18 protein-coding genes are annotated in these 19,450 nt (G+C 71.6%); 11 read left to right on the top strand and 7 right to left on the bottom strand.

What is annotated here, in order from left to right; all coding sequences use genetic code 11:
• Nucleotides 1-206 precede the first annotated feature (206 nt).
• The 10 genes from BM223_RS03650 (at nt 207) to BM223_RS03605 (ending at nt 8,124) form a co-directional block, all read left to right on the top strand.
• Entirely contained in the window at nt 207-1,493 is a 1,287-nt protein-coding gene (locus BM223_RS03650; RefSeq protein WP_038685291.1) for a class-III pyridoxal-phosphate-dependent aminotransferase, read from the top strand.
• On the top strand, nt 1,493-3,064 hold the full coding sequence (locus BM223_RS03645; RefSeq protein ID WP_038681557.1) for an aldehyde dehydrogenase family protein: 1,572 nt from the start codon (nt 1,493-1,495) through the stop codon (nt 3,062-3,064). Before BM223_RS03650 ends, BM223_RS03645 begins: the two co-directional genes overlap by 1 nt.
• Nucleotides 3,065-3,067: 3 nt before the next feature.
• Nucleotides 3,068-3,670 carry a BMC domain-containing protein gene (locus BM223_RS03640; protein ID WP_038681558.1) on the top strand — a complete coding sequence of 201 codons (603 nt, stop codon included), beginning with the start codon at nt 3,068-3,070 and terminating at the stop codon, nt 3,668-3,670.
• Entirely contained in the window at nt 3,667-4,173 is a 507-nt protein-coding gene (locus tag BM223_RS03635) for a hypothetical protein (protein WP_038681560.1), read from the top strand. The genes BM223_RS03640 and BM223_RS03635 overlap by 4 nt, the downstream gene beginning before the upstream one ends.
• Complete coding sequence (locus tag BM223_RS03630) at nt 4,173-4,421, top strand: EutN/CcmL family microcompartment protein (RefSeq protein ID WP_038681562.1); 249 nt, start codon at nt 4,173-4,175, stop codon at nt 4,419-4,421. Before BM223_RS03635 ends, BM223_RS03630 begins: the two co-directional genes overlap by 1 nt.
• A gap of 63 nt (nt 4,422-4,484) precedes the next feature.
• Complete coding sequence (locus BM223_RS03625; RefSeq protein ID WP_038681564.1) at nt 4,485-4,766, top strand: BMC domain-containing protein; 282 nt, start codon at nt 4,485-4,487, stop codon at nt 4,764-4,766.
• A gap of 56 nt (nt 4,767-4,822) precedes the next feature.
• Nucleotides 4,823-5,470 (top strand): microcompartment protein, encoded by a 648-nt coding sequence (locus BM223_RS03620; protein WP_038681566.1) that lies wholly within the window; start codon nt 4,823-4,825, stop codon nt 5,468-5,470.
• The gene (locus BM223_RS03615; RefSeq protein WP_038681568.1) at nt 5,470-6,465 is read left to right on the top strand and encodes a phosphotransferase enzyme family protein; all 996 of its coding nucleotides are present in this window, start codon (nt 5,470-5,472) and stop codon (nt 6,463-6,465) included. The genes BM223_RS03620 and BM223_RS03615 overlap by 1 nt, the downstream gene beginning before the upstream one ends.
• Before the next feature lie 19 nt (nt 6,466-6,484).
• A complete protein-coding gene (gene fabG / locus BM223_RS03610; protein ID WP_038681570.1) occupies nt 6,485-7,255 on the top strand; it encodes a 3-oxoacyl-ACP reductase FabG in 771 nt (256 codons plus the stop codon).
• 80 nt (nt 7,256-7,335) lie between these two features.
• Nucleotides 7,336-8,124 carry a GntR family transcriptional regulator gene (locus BM223_RS03605; RefSeq protein WP_038681572.1) on the top strand — a complete coding sequence of 263 codons (789 nt, stop codon included), beginning with the start codon at nt 7,336-7,338 and terminating at the stop codon, nt 8,122-8,124.
• A gap of 153 nt (nt 8,125-8,277) precedes the next feature.
• Here BM223_RS03605 and BM223_RS03600 read toward each other — a convergent pair whose 3' ends face one another.
• From BM223_RS03600 to BM223_RS03575, 7 genes are all read right to left on the bottom strand, one after another.
• A complete protein-coding gene (locus tag BM223_RS03600) occupies nt 8,278-8,586 on the bottom strand; it encodes a DUF1416 domain-containing protein (protein WP_038681574.1) in 309 nt (102 codons plus the stop codon).
• Nucleotides 8,586-9,434 carry a sulfurtransferase gene (locus tag BM223_RS03595; protein WP_038681577.1) on the bottom strand — a complete coding sequence of 283 codons (849 nt, stop codon included), beginning with the start codon at nt 9,432-9,434 and terminating at the stop codon, nt 8,586-8,588. The genes BM223_RS03600 and BM223_RS03595 overlap by 1 nt, the downstream gene beginning before the upstream one ends.
• Nucleotides 9,435-9,615: 181 nt before the next feature.
• Nucleotides 9,616-9,696: a putative leader peptide gene (locus BM223_RS30205; protein WP_372449664.1), complete on the bottom strand. Its 81-nt coding sequence runs from the start codon at nt 9,694-9,696 to the stop codon at nt 9,616-9,618.
• A 272-nt stretch (nt 9,697-9,968) separates the two neighbouring features.
• Complete coding sequence (locus BM223_RS03590) at nt 9,969-14,465, bottom strand: LamG-like jellyroll fold domain-containing protein (RefSeq protein ID WP_141267366.1); 4,497 nt, start codon at nt 14,463-14,465, stop codon at nt 9,969-9,971.
• A 12-nt stretch (nt 14,466-14,477) separates the two neighbouring features.
• Nucleotides 14,478-15,116 (bottom strand): hypothetical protein, encoded by a 639-nt coding sequence (locus BM223_RS03585; RefSeq protein ID WP_038681579.1) that lies wholly within the window; start codon nt 15,114-15,116, stop codon nt 14,478-14,480.
• Nucleotides 15,113-15,946, bottom strand: coding sequence for a HoxN/HupN/NixA family nickel/cobalt transporter (locus tag BM223_RS03580; RefSeq protein WP_052139000.1), 834 nt, complete (start codon nt 15,944-15,946; stop codon nt 15,113-15,115). The genes BM223_RS03585 and BM223_RS03580 overlap by 4 nt, the downstream gene beginning before the upstream one ends.
• Before the next feature lie 91 nt (nt 15,947-16,037).
• The gene (locus BM223_RS03575) at nt 16,038-17,876 is read right to left on the bottom strand and encodes a DUF4012 domain-containing protein (RefSeq protein WP_038681583.1); all 1,839 of its coding nucleotides are present in this window, start codon (nt 17,874-17,876) and stop codon (nt 16,038-16,040) included.
• A 39-nt stretch (nt 17,877-17,915) separates the two neighbouring features.
• On the opposite strand from BM223_RS03575, the gene BM223_RS03570 reads away from it, so the two are divergent.
• Nucleotides 17,916-19,427, top strand: a complete 1,512-nt coding sequence (locus tag BM223_RS03570) for a tyrosine-protein kinase domain-containing protein (protein ID WP_255319143.1) — start codon at nt 17,916-17,918, stop codon at nt 19,425-19,427.
• Nucleotides 19,428-19,450 lie beyond the last annotated feature (23 nt).

Here is a 19,450-nt window from a genome sequence, read left to right as displayed (position 1 = left end):
TCCCGTGCCCGAGGGGCACGTCCGGGTTGTGTGCTGGCTCACACCAGGCCCCGCATGCTGGCACTACCGAACAGACCAAATCAAGGTTTTGGGTCAGACAATTTTCCCAGGTTTCAACCATTGACTTTTTCGGTCTGACCAAACAGGATCCTCATCACAAGGCTTCCGACAGCCGCACGGGCGGTCGTCGACACGTAGGGATGGCGATGCACGACTACGACGCGTTCAGCTTCGACTCGAAGGCAGAGATGCTCGAGAAGTCGGCGCACTACTGGAACCCCGACAAGACGAAGTTCTGGTCGGACAGCGGGGTCGACCTGGTGATCGACCGCCGCGAGGGCTACCTGCTCTGGGACATGGACGGCCGCCGGCTGATCGACGTCCACCTCAACGGCGGCACCTACAACCTCGGGCACCGCAACCCCGAGGTCGTCGCCGCGGTGAAGAAGGCGATGGACCGCTTCGACGTCGGCAACCACCACTTCCCCTCGCTCGCGCGGACCGCGCTCGCCGAGGCGCTCGTCGAGTCGGCGCCGGCCGGGCTGACCAAGGTCGCCTACGCCTCCGGCGGCGGCGAGGCGATCGACATCGCGCTCAAGAGCGCCCGGCACGCCATGCAGAAGCGCAAGATCGTCTCGATCGTGAAGGCGTACCACGGCCACACCGGTCTGGCCGTCGCGACCGGCGACGACCGCTTCGCCAAGCTCTTCCTCGCCGACCGGCCCGAGGAGTTCCCCCAGGTCCCGTTCAACGACCTCGACGCCATGGAGCAGGCGCTCAGGGGACGCGACGTCGCCGCCGTGATCATGGAGACGATCCCCGCGACGTACGGCTTCCCGCTGCCCCAGCCCGGCTACCTCGAGGCGGTCAAGGCGCTCTGCGAGAAGTACGACGCGCTCTACATCGCCGACGAGGTGCAGACCGGCCTGATGCGCACCGGCGAGCTCTGGGGCATCACCAAGCACGGCATCGAGCCCGACATCCTGGTCAGCGGCAAGGGCCTCTCCGGCGGCATCTACCCGATCGCGGCGGTGCTGCTCAGCGAGCGGGCAGGTGCCTGGCTGCACGAGGACGGGTTCGGCCACATCTCCACGTTCGGCGGCGCCGAGCTCGGCTGCATCGCGGCCCTGACGACGCTCGACATCACGCGGCGACCCGAGGTCCGCTCGATGGTCCACTACATCGCCGACCGGGTCGGCGCCGGCCTGCGCGAGGTGCAGGCCCAGTACCCCGACTGGTTCGTCGGCATCCGGCAGAACGGCGTCGTGCTCGGCCTCGAGTTCGCCCACCCGGAGGGCGCGAAGTACGTCATGCGCCAGCTCTACGAGCTCGGTGTCTGGGCGATCTTCTCCACGCTCGACCCGCGGGTCCTGCAGTACAAGCCCGGGATCCTGATGACGCCCGACCTCGTCGAGGAGCTCCTCGACCGCACCGCGCTCGCCATCGGCCGCGCGGCCGCCGACCCCGCACTCTCGCGCCGGAGGGCCAGCTGATGTCCGACCAGACCGTCACCGCGCCCGGCGCGGCCGGGCACCTGCTCGAGCGGGCCCGCTGGGCGGCGCGCGCCTACGCGTCGTACTCGGCGGGCGACGTCGAGCGGATCGTGCGCGCCGTCGCCGACGTCGCGCACGCCCACGCCGAGAAGTACGCCGAGTGGGCCGTGCGCGAGACCGGCTTCGGCGTCGTCGAGCACAAGGTCCGCAAGAACCAGGCCTGCTCGCGCGGCATCGTCGACACCTACGCCGGCCAGGACTTCGTGACCCCGCGGGTCCGGATCGACGACAAGATCGTCGAGGTGCCGCGTCCGGCGGGCGTCGTGCTCGCCCTGACGCCGTCGACCAACCCGGTCGCCACCGTGTTCTTCAAGGTGATCCTCGCGCTGATGACCCGCAACGCCGTGGTGGTCAGCCCGCACCCGATGGCCAAGGAGTGCTGCCACGACGCGGCCCAGCTGCTGGCCCGGGCCGCGGTCGAGGCGGGCGCCCCGGACGGCATCGTGCAGAGCATCGCCGAGCCCACGATCCCCCTGGTCGAGGCGCTCATGGGCGACGCCCGCACCAACGTCATCCTCGCCACGGGCGGCACCGGCGTGGTCCGCGCGGCGTACAGCTCCGGCAACCCGGCGATCGGCGTCGGGCCCGGCAACGTTCCGGTCCTGGTCGACGCGACCGCCGACGTCCGGGCCGCCGCGCAGCGCATCGTCGAGAGCAAGGCCTTCGACAACTCGGTGCTCTGCACCAACGAGTCGGTGCTCATCGCCGAGGAGGCGGTCGCCGACAAGCTCGTGCGCGAGATGGAGCGCGCCGGCGCGGCACTGCTCGGCGCGGACGACGCGCGGCGGCTGCGCGACTACATGTTCCCCCTCGGCCGGCTCAACGTCGACGTCGTCGGCAAGGACGCCTCGTGGATCGCCCAGCAGGCCGGCATCCGCGTCGGACCGCGCACCAAGGTCCTCGTCGCCCCCTTCGAGCTGGCCGTTCCCGAGGAGCCGCTCACCCACGAGAAGCTCTCGCCGGTCCTCGGCCTGATCCGCGTCCCCGACGCGGCCGCGGGCATCGCGACCGCCCGCTCGATCATCCGGATCGCCGGCGCCGGGCACAGCGCCGCCATCCACTCCGCCGACCCCGGCACCGTGATGCGCTACGCCGCCGAGGTGCCCGTGCTGCGGGTCTCGGTCAACGTCGGCAACAGCACCGGCAGCTCGGGGCTCGACACGAACCTGGCGCCGACGATGACCATCGGCACCGGCTTCGTCGGGCGCAGCGCGCTCGGCGAGAACCTCCAGCCGAAGCACCTCGTCGACTGGACCCGGATCGCCTACAACGCCGATCCGGCCGAGGCGATGCCGGCGTACGCCGGGCTGAGCCCGTGGGCCGACCACCGCACGCCGGTGCCGGCGTACCCGGTGCCGTCGAACGACCAGCGGGGTCTCGACCGGCTCGACCACCGGAGCTCCGCCGTCGACGCGGTCGTCGACCGGCTCGGCGGCTCCGCCGATGCCGCCTTCCGTGAGCAGGTACGACGACTCGTCGTCGAAGAGCTCTCCCACCTCATCAAGGGCTGACCCATGGCTGAACTGCGTTCCTTCATCTTCATCGACCGGCTCCAGCCGCAGACCCTGTGCTACCTGGGCACCTGGATCAAGGGCACCCTCCCCCGCGCCCACATGGCCGCGCAGATCATCGAGGTCGCGCCCGGCATCGACATCGAGCCGATCACCGACGTCGCGCTCAAGCACGCCGAGGTCGCCGCGGGCGTGCTCGTGGTCGAGCGGCAGTTCGGCTACCTGGAGTTCCACGGCGAGACCGGCTCGGTCAAGGCCGCTGCCGAGGGTGTCCTCGACGCGCTCGGCGCGGACGCCACGAGCGCGGTGCGCCCGCAGATCCTGGCCAGCAAGATCATCAGCTCGATCGACCACCAGCACGCCTTCCTGATCAACCGCAACAAGATCGGGTCGATGGTGCTGCCGGGCGAGTCGATGTACGTGCTCGAGGTGCAGCCCGCGTCGTACGCGATCGTGGCGACCAACGAGGCCGAGAAGGCCGCGGACATCAAGGTCGTCGACTACCGGATGATCGGCGCGACCGGCCGGGTCTACCTGTCCGGCAAGGAGGCCGACGTCCGGCAGGCCGCCGAGGCGGCCGAGGACGCCCTGCGAGGGCTCACGTGACCTCGTCCCGCTCCCCCGACCTGCGGGCCCTGATCGCGGACGTCGTCCGCGAGGTCGTCGCCGACCTCGCCGGACCGGCGGCGGCCGCGACTCCGGCTCCGGCTCCGGTGCCGCCCGCGGCGCCGGCCCCTCCCGCCGGTGTCGCGGGTGCCGAGCACGTGACGGCGCCGCAGCTGCGCGAGCGCGTCGAGGCGGTCCGGATCGGCGACGACGCCGACCTCGACCGGTTCGCGCGGCAGCTGCTCGCCCTGTTCGAGAACCCCAAGAACCGGCAGGACCTGCGCGCCGGACGGCTGCGCTTCCGCCTCGAGGGCGGGACGACGTCCGCCGTGCCGGAGACCCGGCCCGTGCAGCGGGTCGACACCGGCGCGGTCACCGAGCGCCAGGTCAAGGCGGCCTCCGAGGCGGGCCGCCGCCTGGTCCTCGGCCGCCGCGCCGTGCTGACGCCCCTGGCGCGCGAGAGGGCTCGCGCGCTGGGGGTACCCATCGAGAAGGAGCGCTGATGCTGAGAGCAGTCGTGACCGGAAACGTCTGGTCCACCAAGAGGATCGACGGCCTGCCCAACGGCGCGTTCCTGGAGGTCGAGGTGGACGGCGGCAGCCGCCTGGTCGCCTTCGACGTCCTGGGCAGCGGCGTCGGCGAGACCGTCCTGGTCGCCCAGGGCTCCGTCGCCGCGGCCTGGTTCCCCGGCACCCCACCGCCCGTCGACGCGCTCGTCATCGGCGCGATCGACTCCCAGCCCACGGGCTGACACCCACCACCACCACCACCGCACCACCACCGCACCACCCACCGCACAACCAAGGAGCACCACATGTCCAGCACCGCCATCGGCATGATCGAGACCAAGGGCTTCGTCGCCGCGCTCGCCGCCGCGGACGCCATGGTCAAGGCCGCCAACGTGACCATCACCGACCGCCAGGAGGTCGGCGACGGGCTCGTCGCCGTCGTCATCAGCGGCGAGGTCGGTGCGGTCAAGGCCGCCACCGAGGCCGGCGCCGAGACCGCCTCGCAGGTCGGCGAGCTCGTCAGCGTCCACGTGATCCCCCGCCCCCACGCGGAGATCGGCAACCACTTCGACGTCAGCGCGAAGTAGACCGCCGTCCCCCCGCCCGTCCCGGGCACCCTGAGCACCCGAGAAGAGGAGGTCCGATGACCGCCACCCACGCCCGCACGGAGCTGCGGGTCAACCTGATGGTCGAGGACCTGCAGCCGCAGTTCGCCGCCTACCTGGGCACGCCCACGCGGGCGCGCGGCTACCCGCCGTACGCCGGCGACCACGCGCTCATCATCGAGGTCGCGCCCGCGCTCGCCATCGAGCGCGTGATCGACCTGGCGCTGCGCGCGGTGCCGACGGTCGAGCCCGGCATCCTCTTCGTGGAGCGGCAGTTCGGCGTCCTCGAGCTGCACGCGTCGTCGCTGGCCGACGTCACCGCCGCCGGCCAGGCGGTGCTCGACGGCACCGGCAGCTCGGCCAGCGACCAGCTCCGCCCGCGGGTGCTCTACCACGACATCATCGAGCACATCACCGACCAGCACGCGGTGATCCTCAACCGCAACCGATCGGGGTCGATGGTGATGCCGGGACAGTCACTCCTCGTGTACGAGATGACGCCTGCCCTGTTCGCGGCCGTGGCCGCCAACGAGGCCGAGCGCGCGGCGCCGGGCATCACGATGGTCGACGTGCAGTTCATCGGGGCGGCCGGGCGGCTGTACCTCAGCGGCACCACCGAGGACGTCGAGGTGGCCCGCGACCGGATCACCACGGTCCTGGAGTCGATCGAGGGACGGGAGCACTGATGGACACCCTCGCCGCGGCCACCGACACCCGGGTCGCCGAGCTGGCGCTGCCGTCGTACGGCTTCAGCCCGGCGCGCACGCTCCGGATGATCAACCTCTCCGAGAACGCGACGTTCCTGGTGGAGGACCCGGGCACCGACCGCACCGCGATCCTGCGCGTGCACCGGGTCGGGTACCACTCGCGCACCGACATCGAGAGCGAGCTCGCCTGGCTCGCCGCGCTGCGCGAGGAGTCCGGGGTCGCGACGTCCGCGGAGATCCCCAACCTGCGGGGCGAACGGGTCACCACGGTCGTCGACGGCGGGCAGGAGCGGCACTGCGTGCTGTTCCACCTGGTGCCCGGCATCGAGCCGGACGACGTCGCGCTCGGCACGTCCGACTTCGAGACGCTCGGCGCGATCACCGCGCGGATGCACGAGCACGCCCGCTCGTGGACGCCGCCGGCCGGCTTCCACCGGTTCCGGTGGGACTGGGAGCACTCCCTCGGCGCGCAGCCCCGCTGGGGGCGCTGGCAGGACGGCATCGGGGTCGGGCCGGCCGAGGAGGAGGCGCTGGGCGCCGCCGCCGCGATCGTCGAGGAGCGGCTCGCGTCGTACGGGACGGCGGCCGACCGGTTCGGCCTCGTCCACGCCGACCTGCGCCTCGCCAACCTCCTGGTCGAGGGCGACCTCGTCACGGTCATCGACTTCGACGACTGCGGGCTGTCGTGGTTCATGTACGACTTCGGCACCGCCGTGTCGTTCATCGAGCACGACCCGCGGCTGCCGCAGTGGCAGGAGGCGTGGCTGCGCGGCTACCGCTCGGTCGTCGACCTGTCCGCCGAGCACGAGGCGATGCTGCCGACGTTCGTCATGCTCCGCCGGCTGCTGCTCGTGGCCTGGCTGGGCTCGCACGCCCACTCCCGCGAGTGCCAGGAGCTCGGCCCCGGCTACACCGCCGGCACCGTCGAGCTCGCCCACCGCTACGTGGCGTCCGGCGGCGCCACGCTCACCTGATCCCACCCACGGAGGACCCATGTTCACCTCACTCGCTGGACGCTCCGTCGTCGTCACCGGCGGCAGCAAGGGCATCGGCCGCGGCATCGCCACGGTCTTCGCCCGGGCCGGCGCCCGGGTGCTCGTCACCGGACGCGACGAGGCGGCGCTCGAGGCCGCGTGCGCGGAGCTCGGCGCCGGGGCGTCGTACGTCGTGACGGACGTGAGCTCGCGCGAGGACTGCGACCGGATGGCCGCCACCGCGGTCGAACGGCACGGCGGGATCGACGTCCTGTGCGCCAATGCGGGCATCTTCCCCGCGGCCCGGCTCGACGCGATGACGGCCGCCGACCTGCGCACCGTGATGGCGACGAACCTCGACGGCACCGTGTTCGCCGTCCAGGCGTGCCTGGAGGCACTGACCACCAGCGGCCGCGGCCGGATCGTCGTGACGTCGTCGATCACCGGGCCCTACACGGGCTACCCGGGCTGGTCGCACTACGGCGCGAGCAAGGCCGCCCAGCTCGGCTTCGTGCGGACGGCGGCGCTCGAGCTGGCGCCGCGCGGGATCACCATCAACGCGGTGCTGCCGGGCAATGTCGCCACCGAGGGCCTCGACGGGCTCGGCGCGGACTACCTCGCCGCGATGGCCGCGAGCGTCCCGCAGAAGCGGCTCGGCAGCGTGGCCGACATCGGCAACGCCGCGCTCTTCTTCGCCACCGAGGAGGCCGGCTACATCACCGGGCAGAGCCTGGTCGTCGACGGCGGACAGGTGCTGCCGGAGTCGCTGCAGGCGCTCGAGGAGATCTGAGCGGACCTTTCGGGTACCGTTTCGCTACCTGGTCAGACCGAATCGGGCGGTTCCCGGGAGCAGCCGGAGAGGAGCGAGGCATGGCCAACGAGCACGCCGTCGCGGAGAACCTGCGGCGCCGGATGCTGACCGACATCGGCTCCGGCACGCTCCCCCCAGGCGCCCGCCTCGGCAGCGAGCGCGAGCTCTCCGAGCACTACGGCGTCAGCCGCGCGACGCTCCGCCAGGTCCTCGCCGCGCTCGAGGAGGCCGGCCTCGTGCGCCGCGTCGCCGGTCGCGGTGGCGGCACCTTCATCAACCACGCCAAGGTCGAGCACGACCTGACCAAGGTGGTCGGCGTCCCGGCCTACCTCGCCCGGCAGGGCTACTCGGCGGGCACCCGGGTCGTCGCGACCAAGATGGGCGTCGCCGACGCACCGACCCGCCGTGCCCTGCGGCTGGGCGAGGGCGACCTCGTCGTCGACGTCCGCCGGCTGCGGCTGGCCGACGGCACCCCGTTCTCGCTCGACCACGCCCGGCTCCCCGCCGACCGCTTCCCCGGCCTGCTCGAGCAGCCGCTCGGCGGCTCGATCTACGAGCTGATCGAGAACGACTACGGCGTGGTCATCGGCGACGCCGAGGAGGTCGTCGAGGTCGTCCACGCGACCGACGAGGAGGCGGCGCTCCTCGCCGTCGCCGTCGGCGACCCCCTGGTCTCGATCACCCGGACGACGTACGACACGACCGGGACGCCGTTCGAGTTCTCCCACGACCTGTTCCGCTCCGACCGCGTGCGGATCACCCTGCGCACCCCCGGCCGCGGCCTGCGCGGCATCCCCGGCGGCGACACCCCCCACTTCGCCACCATCTCCTCCGTCCCCTCCTCCTGACCCCCGAAGGAGCACGTTCCGGCGGGCGAAGTAGCACGGTTGGCCCCCCGAAGTAGCAGCGTTGGCCCCCCGAAGTAGCAGGGTTGGCCCCTCGAGAACGCAGAACGGCCCGGACGACGTCGTCGTCCGGGCCGTTGCGGCGTTGCGGGGGTCTCAGATCGCGATCAGGACCTCGGCGACCGAGCCGGTCTGCGCCTGGACGGCGCGGTCGACCGGGTCGGCCTTGGGGGCCAGCGTGCGCAGGGTCCACTGGCCGTCGCCGGCGAAGAACCGGAAGTGGCCCGTCGCGGAGGTCGGGACCTCCGCGGTGAACTCGCCGCTCTTGTCGAGCAGGCGGACGTAGGCGCCCGACACCGGCGTGGCGTCGTCGCCGGAGCCGCGCACGACCTGGCCCTGGATCACGGCCTCCTTGGCGACGTTGACGCCGTCAAGCGACAGGCCGCCGACCTTCGCGCCGCACATCAGGCGTCACCGGGCTCGTCGCCGAGCGCGATCGGAACGCCGACGAGGGAGCCGTACTCGGTCCACGAGCCGTCGTAGTTCTTGACGTTCTTCTTGCCGAGGATCTCCTGCAGCACGAACCAGGTGAGCGAGGAGCGCTCACCGATGCGGCACAGCGCGATGGTGTCCTTGGACTCGTCGAAGCCGACCTCGGCGTAGAGCGCCTGCAGGTCCTCGTCGGACTTGAAGGTGCCGTCGTCGTTGGCGTTCTTGCTCCACGGGACGTTCACCGACGTCGGGATGTGGCCGGCGCGCTGCGACTGCTCCTGCGGGAGGTGGGCCGGCGCGAGGAGGCGGCCGGCGTACTCGTCGGGGCTGCGGACGTCGACCAGGTTCTGGGTGCCGATTGCGGCCACGACGTCGTCGCGGAAGGCGCGGATCGAGCGGTCCTGCTCCTGCGCGGTGTAGCTGGTCGCCGCGCGGGTCGGCAGCTCGTCGGTCAGCTCACGGCTGTCGAGCTCCCACTTCTTGCGGCCGCCGTCCATGAGCTTGACGTCCTGGTGGCCGTACAGCTTGAAGTACCAGTACGCGTAGGCGGCGAACCAGTTGTTGTTGCCGCCGTAGAGGACGACGGTCTGGTCGTTGGCGACACCGCGCTCGGAGAGGAGCGCCTCGAACTGGGCCTTGTTGACGAAGTCACGACGGACCTGGTCCTGCAGGTCGGTGGTCCAGTCGAGCTTGATGGCGTTGCGGATGTGGCCCTTGTCGTAGGCCGTGGTGTCCTCGTCGACCTCGATGACGACGACCTGGGCGTTGTCGAGGTTGTCCTCGACCCACTGGGCGGAGACGAGGGAGTTCTCGCGGCTCATGGTGATTCCTTCGATGGTTGCGATGGTGCGGGCACGACGGTGCTGTTGCTGTTGCTGGGTGCTGATCCGGCAGCACGGCGCACGCACAGGCCAACGCCTGGGCACGGCAGTGCCACGGGAGGCGACGGGTTCAGCCGGGCGAGGCCCGGGTCGGCGGAGACCGCCGGAGATCAGAGACCCGTCAGCAGGGTCGACACAGCGCCGAGCTGACGCGGCAGTTGTCCACCGCGCGCCGCTTGGTCAGCAGCAGAGTCGTCGACATGGGGAAGAGCCTAGGCGGCTTTCCCCGAACCACGAACTCGACATTCCATATCCTGAGACGCATGTCCACTTGTTGAGATCTGGGTGCTCCCCCACCGCCGAGGTTGCTGGGTTGGCCCCCCGAAGTTGCAGGGTTGGCCCTCCCAGAATGCGCAGTTTCCCGGCCGAGATCGCAGCTGATCCACCACTGCAACCTCGACCGGGAAACCTTGCTACTTCGTGGGTCCAACCTTGCTACTTCGGGGGCGCAACCTTGCTACTTCGGCGGGTGGGTTAACGGCGCTTGCGGAAGGTGAAGGTGGCGGTGCCGGCGTAGTGCGTGGTGCTGCCGGCGTACGACGCCTTGACCCGGTAGGTGCCCGGCCGCAGGGTGCGGGCGGTGGTGCAGGAGGCCTTGCCGTTGCGGATCACCGCGGTGCACAGGGTCCGGCCCTTGCTGGTGAACACGATCCGGCCGGTCGCCCTCGGCGTCACCGAGGCAGTCAGGACGGCGGCCTGGCGGCGCGCCACGCTGGCCTTCTTGGCCTTCGCCTTCAGCTTCGCGTGGGCCTTCGGGGCGCTCGGATTGCCGGGCTGGCGCACCGACAGGACGAACGTCCGCTGGGCCGGCTGGTAGCGGGTGTCACCGGAGTACCCAGCGACGATCGGGTACGCACCCGGCGGGGGCAGGGTCCGCACCGTGCAGGTCGCGGTGCCGCGGGTGACGACGGCCTCGCAGAGGACCTCCTCGCCGTTGAGGAAGCGGACGGTGCCGGTGGCGGCCGACGGGTCGACCTTCGCCGTGAGGTGGAGCGTCTGGCCGAAGACGGCGGTGACGTTGCCCCCGCTGACCGCGGCCGGGGTCCGGTTGTCGACGGCCTCGACCACCTTCACCACCCGCGGTACGACGACCTGGTTGCCGTTCGTGTCCGCCACGACGTAGGTCAGGGGGTAGCTCCCCGCCTTCGCGATGTCGACGTCGCCGACCACCTGGATCCGGTCGGTCACGTCCCCGTCCGTGTCGTCGGTCGCGGTGACGCCGGCGAGCGGGTCGAAGGGGTCGCCGACCGTCAGCGTCGTCTCGTCGGGCAGCGCGACCGTCGGCGCGGTGACGTCGGTACCGGCGGCGGTCGCCCGGAACACCGTGCCGAACTGGCGCAGCGCACCGATCCGGTCGCCGGCGGCGGTCTTGCTCTCCGCCGTCCACGCGTAGACCTGGCCCTCGGCCAGCCCCGTCCACTCGACCGTCGCCGGCCAGCCCGAGCGGGCCGTGTCGACGCCGATCACCGTGTCCGTCGGGGTCACCACGGTGAGCCCGTCGGTCGAGAACGTCGTAGTGCGGCTGGACAGGTCGACCGGCAGCACCAGGTTGTCCTCGGCGCCGTTGTAGCGCTTCCGGTCGTCGTACTCGGTCGCCCCGAAGTTGTCGAAGTGCGGCGAGTACGTGTCGATGCTGACCTCGGCCCGCGCGACGTCGAACTGGAGCAGCCGGAGCCAGCTGGCGCCGAACTGCAGCAGGTCGGTCGCCTTGTGGTCGATGACGCCGTCGCCGTTGAGGTCGATGTTGCCCGCCGAGTCGACCTTGTCGGGCCACAGCTCGCGCGCGGAGACCTTGTAGAACTGGTAGTCCGCGAGCAGCTCGACGACGTTGTGCTTAACGGTCGCGCCGACCTTGGTCTTCAGGTTCGTGCCGACGCCGTGCTCGTGCCCGGCGAGGATCAGGAAGACGTTCGGGTTGGCGGTGACCACCTCGTCGTACAGCTTCGAGCCGTCGCCCGAGAACGTCGCGCCCCGGCCGTCCGAGGCCGTCGAGGGGGCGATGTAGGCGTGCGTGAGCAGGATGCCGTTGCGGTCGGGGTAGCGCTCGAAGACCGAGCTGGCCCAGTCCGCCTCGGCCTGGGTGACGCCGTACGACAGGCCGACCGCGACGAAGTCGAGGCCGCCGGCCGAGAACAGGACGTAGTTGTTCTGGTTGTCCTGGCCCGGCGTGAGGACGTTGCCCTGGCTGTCGGTCGTCTCGTCCCACGCGTGGTACGACGCGCCGGACGGCCACGCCTTCGCGGCGTCGTAGTAGCGCCCGGGCCCGTAGTACTTGTTGAACCGCGAGGTCGGACCGGTCTCGTTGCCGAGCTGGTTGTCGTGGTTGCCCGCGATCACCTGGTTGACGACGCCCGCGTCGTCGAGGGTCGCCTGCGCACCCGAGGTGAACTCGAACTCCTTGCGCACCTGCTCCTCGAGGCCCGGGTACAGCAGGTTGCCCAGCCCGTCCTTGGCCAGCGGGTTGTAGTAGTCGTTCTCGATGACGTCACCGGTGTGCCCGGCCCACGCGATCTTCCGCGGCCCGGCCTGCTGCGCGATCCAGCTGGTGCTCGCCTCGTAGGCCTTGGCCCAGATGGCGCGCTCCTCCTCCTGCATCACGTCGCTGGGCTCGGCGACGCCGTTCCAGTTGTCGTACGTGCCGCCGGCCGCGCCCTCGGCGAGGTACTGCGTGTCGGTGAAGTGCGCGAGCGAGAAGTCGTAGTCCGAGGGGTTCTCGAACTTGTCCTTGTCGTTCGCGGCCTTGGCGTCGCGCGGGGCGAGGTCGTCGGCGAACGGGTCGGTGCCGAGCACGAGCAGGTGGACGACGCCGCCGTCGACCAGCGCGGGACGGACGACGGCGTTGAGCACCGTGTCGCCGTCACGCACGCCGCGCGCGGTGGCGAGCTCGGCCCAGGTGGACGTCTCCTTGTTCCAGGCGTGGAGCGTGACCGAGCGCGCCGGGTCGACGACGCCCTTCCACACGACCTGCTGACCGGTGACGGCTGCGCCGACCTGGACGTCGTACTTCTGGAAGGGGAGGTCGCCGGTGGTGGGGCTCGTCGTCGCCTTCTCGTCGTCGGGCGTCGCCTTGCCGGTGAGCTGCTTGCCCTGCTCGTAGGTGAAGTCGAGCGAGGTCGGGAGCTCCTTGATGACGCCCTGGACGCCGCCGTCGGCCACGGCAGCAGTCGCCGCGCGGAAGGTCGTCGTCACGTCGCTGCCGTCGGGGCTGCTCGCGATGGCGGACAGCTCGACGCGACCCTTGCCCTCGCCGGCGCCGGTGCCGCCGCCGGTCGGGATGCTGTCGGACTCGAAGGCGATCTCGTGATTGATCTCCTTGCCGAACACGTCGATCGCGGAGACCGAGATCCGGTGCGCGCCGGCGGACAGGCCGGGACCGACCAGCTGGCCGGGGGTGATCGGCTTGCCGTCGAGCAGGTAGGTCCAGCCGGTGGCGTTGTCCTGGTGGGTGACCGTCAGGTCGAACTCGACGGGCGCCGAGATCCGGTCACCGGTGGCCGGGACCGACGAGGTCACCGCGACGCGGGCGTCGGGGTGCTCGCCGAAGGCGGCGATGTCGAGTGCCTTGACCTCCGACTCGTTGAGCGATCGCCCGTAGATGCGGGCATTCGCGACCTTCGCCTTGGCGTAGAACTGCGCGCCGGCGTTGGGCGACGAGTCGCCGCCGACGGTCCAGGCGCGCGCGGTGGCGGCCGGGAGGGTCAGCGCGCCGGTGGCCGGCGTGGTCGCGGCGAGCACGCCGTCGACGTACAGCTTGATCTCGGTGCCGTTCCAGGTCGCGACGACGTGGTACCAGCGGTTGGGCGTGATGGTCGCGCGGGCGGTCTTGTAGCCGCCGCCGATGTGCGCCATCAGGCCGACCTTGTCGTCGTTGATGTAGATCGAGTAGCCGCCGGCCTCCTTGCCGGAGCAGACGGACGCCTCGGTGCTGGTCGGCAGCGTCCCGTTGTAGCGGAACGTGCACTCGATCGACACCGCGTTGCTGATGTCGCCCCAGTGCGGGGTGAGCGCGTAGGCGTACGCGTCGGCGCCGCCGAGCGTCACGACGTCCCGGCCCAGTGCGGGATCCGCAGCGATCTTCGGCGAGCCGAAGGTCTTCACGGCGAGGTCGCGCACGCGGTCCTTGGGCGTGCCGTCGGCGAAGTCGACGTCGAGGACGTCGGCCTGCGGCACGGGGATCGCGGTGTCCCACTCGGCCGCGAGCGCCCGGACCTCGTCGGCCGACACCGCGCGCGAGAACACGCCGGATGCCGCGAAGGTGCTGGGCGGAGCGGGCTGGCCGATGCCGGTCGGGCTGGCGTCGGCGCCGACGATGAAGCGCCGCGAGGTCGCGGCCGGGAACGTGAGCGCGCCGCTCGCGGCCGTGGTCTGGGCGAGCTGGCCGTTGACGTAGAGCTTGATCTGGGCGCCGTCCCAGGTGGCGACGGCGTGGTACCAGCGGTTGCCCTCGACAGGCGTGAGCGCGCTCTTGTAGCCGCCGCCCACGTGCGCCATGAAGCCGAGGTTGCCGCCGGTGACGTACATCGAGATGCCGCCGGCCTCCTTGTCGGAGCAGAGGTCCTTCTCGTTCGAGACCGGCATCGTGGTGTCGATCCGGAAGACGCACTCGACGCTGAGGCCGGTGGTGACCTTGCTCCACTGGTCCTCGAACGGGAAGCCGACCGCGTCGTCGACGCCGTCGACGTGCATCACGGGGCCCTGCTTGGCGTCGGTGCCGAAGGTCGGCGTCCCGTAGGTGATCGGGGCCAGGGACTGGGCCTGGTCGGACGCCGCGCCGCCGGCGAAGCCGACGTCGAGGACGTCCGGGGCGGGTGCCGGCTCGGCGGCCGGGGCGGCCGCCGCGTCGGGCACGAGGGTGGACGGTGTGGGGGGCGCGGCCTGGCTGGGGGCAGCCAGCAGGCCACCGGCAGCCACGGAGGTCGCGACGAGTGAGGTCGCGATCATCCGGAGCCTGCGCATCGGTCGTGCGGACACGACGGGTCTCCTTCAGGGGTGGGGGTGGGGGTGGGAGGTGATCCGTCGCCGGCGCCGGGCCAGCAGGGCCCCGGCGGCGGCGAGCAGCAGCACGGCGCCGAGGACGCCGCCGATCTGGAGGGCGGCGCCGGTGCCGCCGGGGGTGGGGGTGGACGACGTCGGCGCGGCGCCGCTGCCGAGCGACCAGGCGTGGCTGCCGTCGTCGAGCGAGTAAACCTGGTGCTGGCCGTCGGGACCGCTGGCCAGGGTCCGGTACGCCGGGTGCAGGTCGGTGAGCGTGGACGCGCTGACGGTGACCTCGTCGGGCGCCTGCGGGCAGGTGAAGGCGATGTCGGCGCCGTCCGCGACGAGGTCGCCGACCGCGTGCACCTCCCCCGCGCAGGCCGCGCCGTCGGCGGTGACGGTGACGTGGTCGAGCAGGTAGGTGGCGAGCTCCGGGGCGTCCTGGACCTGCGCGCCGTCGTCCGGCTCGTAGGCGACCGCGCCGTCGAGCAGCACCCGGTCCTGCGGGAGCACGCCGAGGTGGATGCCGAGGAGGGTGAGGTCGTCGGCGGCACCGACCTTCCACGTCACGTGGACGACGGCCGGGTCGGCGCCGTCCCGACTGATCCCGAGGGTCTGCGGGTCGCCGAACGGGTGCGCGGCGATCACGTCGCCACGACCAGCTGACCGACGGCGAGCGTCGTCACGACGCAGCCGATCACGGTCACGCTCGCCGCGGCGAGCACCGGGGCGACCCGGGTGGCGAGGGCGAGGACCGCGCGGGACTCCGCGGCCCGGACGACGACGCTGCGCCCGGCCAGTGCGAGCAGCCCGACCCCGAAGAGGACCGTGGCCAGGCCCAGCCCGAACGTGATGACCAGCAGCAGGGCGAAGCCCGAGCGACCGGCGAAGATCCCGGTCACCAGCACCAGGAACGCGGCCGGCGACGGCGTCAGCCCGCCGGAGATGCCGAGCAGCACGAGTCCCGGCCGGCTGAGGCGGTGCTCGTGGTCCTGCCCGTGACCGTGCCCGTGCCCGTGGCCGTGGCCGTGTCCGTGGCCGTGTCCGTGGCCGTGCCCGTGACCGCCGCCGCGCAGGTGCCGGCGGAACAGCCACACGCCGACGCCGATGACCAGCACCCCTGCGACGAGCTGCAGGCCGGAGGTGAGCTGCTCGAGCGGGAGCAGGTCCGAGAGCGAGAGGAAGGTCCAGGCGAGCGCGATGACCAACACCGACACGGTGTGCATCACGGCGACCGAGACGCCCAGCCACGCGGCGTCGCGCACCTTGCCGTCGGAGCCGACGAGGTAGGCCGCGGCGAGGCTCTTGCCGTGCCCGGGCCCGACCGCGTGGGCGGCGCCGGCGGCGAAGGCGAGCACGAAGGCGACCGGCAGGAAGCCGGGCGACTGGACCAGGCTCAGGAGCCGGTCGTCGAGGGACGAGGTCGCGAGGACGTGCGCATGCACGGTCTGCGCGACCCCAGGGGGGATGGGGGGCACGGGCAACCATCGAAACGAGCCCGGTTGAAGTCAACGGTGTTGATCGATGACCGCCCGGGGGCGACCAGGTGAAGAGAAGGGTGACGGCGGGTCAGCGCACGGTGCACGACGAGCGCACGGTGGCGTTCGAGCTACCCGGCATGGCACCCGGCGACATCTCCAGGCGCGGGTTCCCCTCCTGGCCCTCGCCCGAGCGCAGGACGACGTCGACCGTCTGCGTCCGGCCCGGGTCGAGCAGGACGCCGACGCTCGCGACGCTCCGCCCGGCGTACGTCGTGACGGGTGGGTTGTCGACGCGCTGACCGTCGACCGACATCTCGACGACCTCCCCACCCACCGGCGAGCTGACGTAGACGACGAGCAGCTGCTGGCCGGGATCGGTCCGGTTCCCCGGGAAGAACTCGCCGGTGATCGTGTCGGGCAGCTCGTCGGCGTTGGGGGGCGTGGCGTTCTCGAACGTGAGCGAGACGCCGAGCGTCTGGCGCCCGCCGGTGCAGCCCCGCGAGAAGAGGGACCCGCTCTGGCGCAGGTAGTACTGCATCTTCGTCGGGCCGGCGTCGTTGACGTAGACCCCCACCTCGGGATGGCCCGGGTCGCGGCCGACGAACTCGCCGGCGATCCGGGTCCCGGCGATCTCGGCCTGGGCGGCGGGGTCGAAGAAGTGCATCCGCACCCGGCCCTCCTGGACGCCGCTGGCCAGCCCGCGGATCAGGTCGGGCGCACTGCCGCCGCCGTTGGCGAAGACGTCGAAGACGCCCTTGGCGACGGCGTCCTGGTAGTCGCTCTGGCCCTGCGTGGTCGGGATCAGCGCGTAGACCTGGTTCTCGACGCGGGCGACGACGTCCTTGGCGCCCACCGCCGGGTAGCCGGGGACGGGCACCGGGCCGAGCGTGGCGAGGAGGTAGGACACGGCGACCGGGTCGACGTACATCACGCCGTCGACGCGCTGACCGGTCACCTGCTGCCAGCGGGCGCGGATGAGCTCGGAGGCGCGCGGGAAGTCGGGGGTCAGCGTCGCGTCGACGCCGGCCGTGCCGAGGATCTCGCCGAACAGTGCGCGCTCCTCGGAGGTCAGCGGCAGGATCGGCCGCTCGCTCGCGCCGAGCGAGGCCATGTCGCGCTGGTCGACGATCTCGACCTTGCCCCGGCTGGCCCGGACCAGCGACAGCGAGCCCGGCAGGCCGCCGCTGCTGCGCGACTCGGCGTTGTTCTGGAGGACGAGCAGGTAGTTGCGCGGCTGGTCCTGACCGAGCAGCACCGGCATCAGCCGCGCCGCCCGGTAGGTGGACCCGAGCGTGCCGCGGGCGTCGTCGACCAGCGCGCGGAGCGCGGCGAAGCGGGTCTCGACCGGGCCGATGAAGCCCGACGCGTCGACGTCGTCGAGCCGGGCGCTCGCCGCGTCGAACGCGCGTTCGCTGCGGCGGGCCGGCTCCTCGAGCGCGGCCACCGCCTCGAGCGGGAAGACGTGCGCTGTCGGCTTGAACGTCTGGGCGGAGACCTGGTCGGCGGCGTCCATGACCGGCGGGAGTCCGTCGCGGCCCAGGTCGCGCAGCACCTCGGCGACGGCGGCGACGCCCTCGGCGTCGTCCCCGAGGACGGGCGTGTGCTCGAAGACCCACCAGGTCGGCCCGCTCGTGCGGCTCGCGGCCGCGTCGGTCGCCTGCTGGTAGGCGCGCAGCGCCTCGCGGGCCCCCTGGGCGTCGCCGCGCACGAGCGCCGAGCGCATCTCGCGAGCCTGCGCCTCGGCCTCCCGGAGGTCCTTCGCGGTGCCGCTCAGCGTGAGGACCGTCCACCCCAGTCCCAGGAAGAGGACGAAACCCAGCGCGATCGCGATCGTCGCGCGAGGATGGTCGCGGCGGAAGCGACGGAGCTGACGGAGCGCCCGCCGCATGCCCCGGGAACGGCGCCGCCGCCGGATCTCGGGCGACATAGGACGGGACACTAGTGGTCGATTCCTCCACATGGAACAGTGACCCCGGCCGGGAGCGGACGTTGGTCACAGGGGCGTGGCCTAGGATCACCGTGCATTGGGGCCACGCAAGACACAGCAAGGGATGGGGACTTGGATTTCAAGCAATTTCTGGCGGTGCTGAGGCGTCGCTGGATGAGCATCGTGGCCATCATCCTCATTGCTCTCGGGGTCAGCGCGGCGATCACCTTCACGCGCACCCCGATGTATGAGTCGAAGACACAGATCTTCCTGACCGTCGACGTGCGCGACACCACCGACGCCTACGCAGCGCTCCTGTTCGCGTCGAACCGCGCGGCGTCGTACGCGACGGTGGTCAAGAGCACCGAGCTCGCCGAGATCGTCAAGGACCAGCTCAACCTCAAGGAGAGCGCCGAGGTCCTGGCCTCGCGGGTCGACGCCGAGGTCGTCGACACGACGTCGCTCATCCAGATCACGGTCAAGGCCAAGAACCCACGCGACGCGGAGACCATCGCCGACCGGACCACCAAGGAGTTCATCAAGTACGTCGGCGGGCTCGAGACCCCCGGCGGCGACCTCGGCGGCCAGTCGCAGATCCTCGCCCAGATCACCGACAACGCCAGCTACAACCCCAACCAGGTCTCCCCCGACGTCGCGCTCAACCTCGTCGTCGCCGGCCTGATCGGCATCCTGCTCGGCATCGGTCTCGCCATCGCCCGCGAGCTGCTCGACCGCACCATCCGCACGGCCGACCACGTCGCCGAGCTCACCGAGTCGCCCGTCCTGGCCAGCATCGGCTTCGACAACGACATCCGCTCGGCACCGCTGCTCACCGACCTGGGCGGCTTCGCGGCCCGGACCGAGGCCTTCCGCCTGCTCCGCACCAACCTGCAGTTCATCGACCTCGACCACCAGCCCCGCTGCCTGGTCATCACCAGTGCCGTGCCCGGCGAGGGCAAGACGATGACGTCGACCAACCTCGCCGTCGCCCTCGCCCAGACCGGCCGCAACACGCTGATCATCGACGCCGACCTGCGTCGTCCCCGGGTCGCGAGCACGCTCGGCCTCGACCCCGCCGTCGGCCTCACCACGGCCCTCGTCGGCAAGACCGAGATCCACGACGCCATCCAGGTCCACGAGGCCAGCGGCCTGCACGTCCTCGCGTCCGGCGCCAAGCCGCCGAACCCGACCGAGATCCTGCAGTCGAAGATCACCCACGACCTGATCCTGCGGCTGCGGTCGTCGTACGACATGGTGATCATCGACGCCCCGCCGCTGCTCCCCGTGGCCGACGCCTCGGTCCTGGCCAAGCTCGCCGACGGCGTCATCATCGTCGTCCGCCACGCCCGGACCACCAAGGACCAGGTCAACGAGGCCATCAACCGCCTCAACCACGTCGGCGCCCGCCTCTACGGCGTCGTGGTCAACATGGTCGCCAAGCGCGCGATCGGCTCGTATTACTACTACTACTACGAGGAGACGAGCCCCTCGGGCCGCGGCGACAAGTCCGGCTCCTCGAAGTCGAACGGCTCGGGCCGCCGCCGCGCCTGACCCGCACCCTCCCCGTCGTACCG

The organism is Pimelobacter simplex, assembly GCF_900114845.1.
In the GTDB taxonomy this organism is placed as follows: Bacteria; Actinomycetota; Actinomycetes; order Propionibacteriales; family Nocardioidaceae; genus Nocardioides; species Nocardioides simplex.
This window is presented reverse-complemented; position numbering and strand designations above follow the sequence as displayed.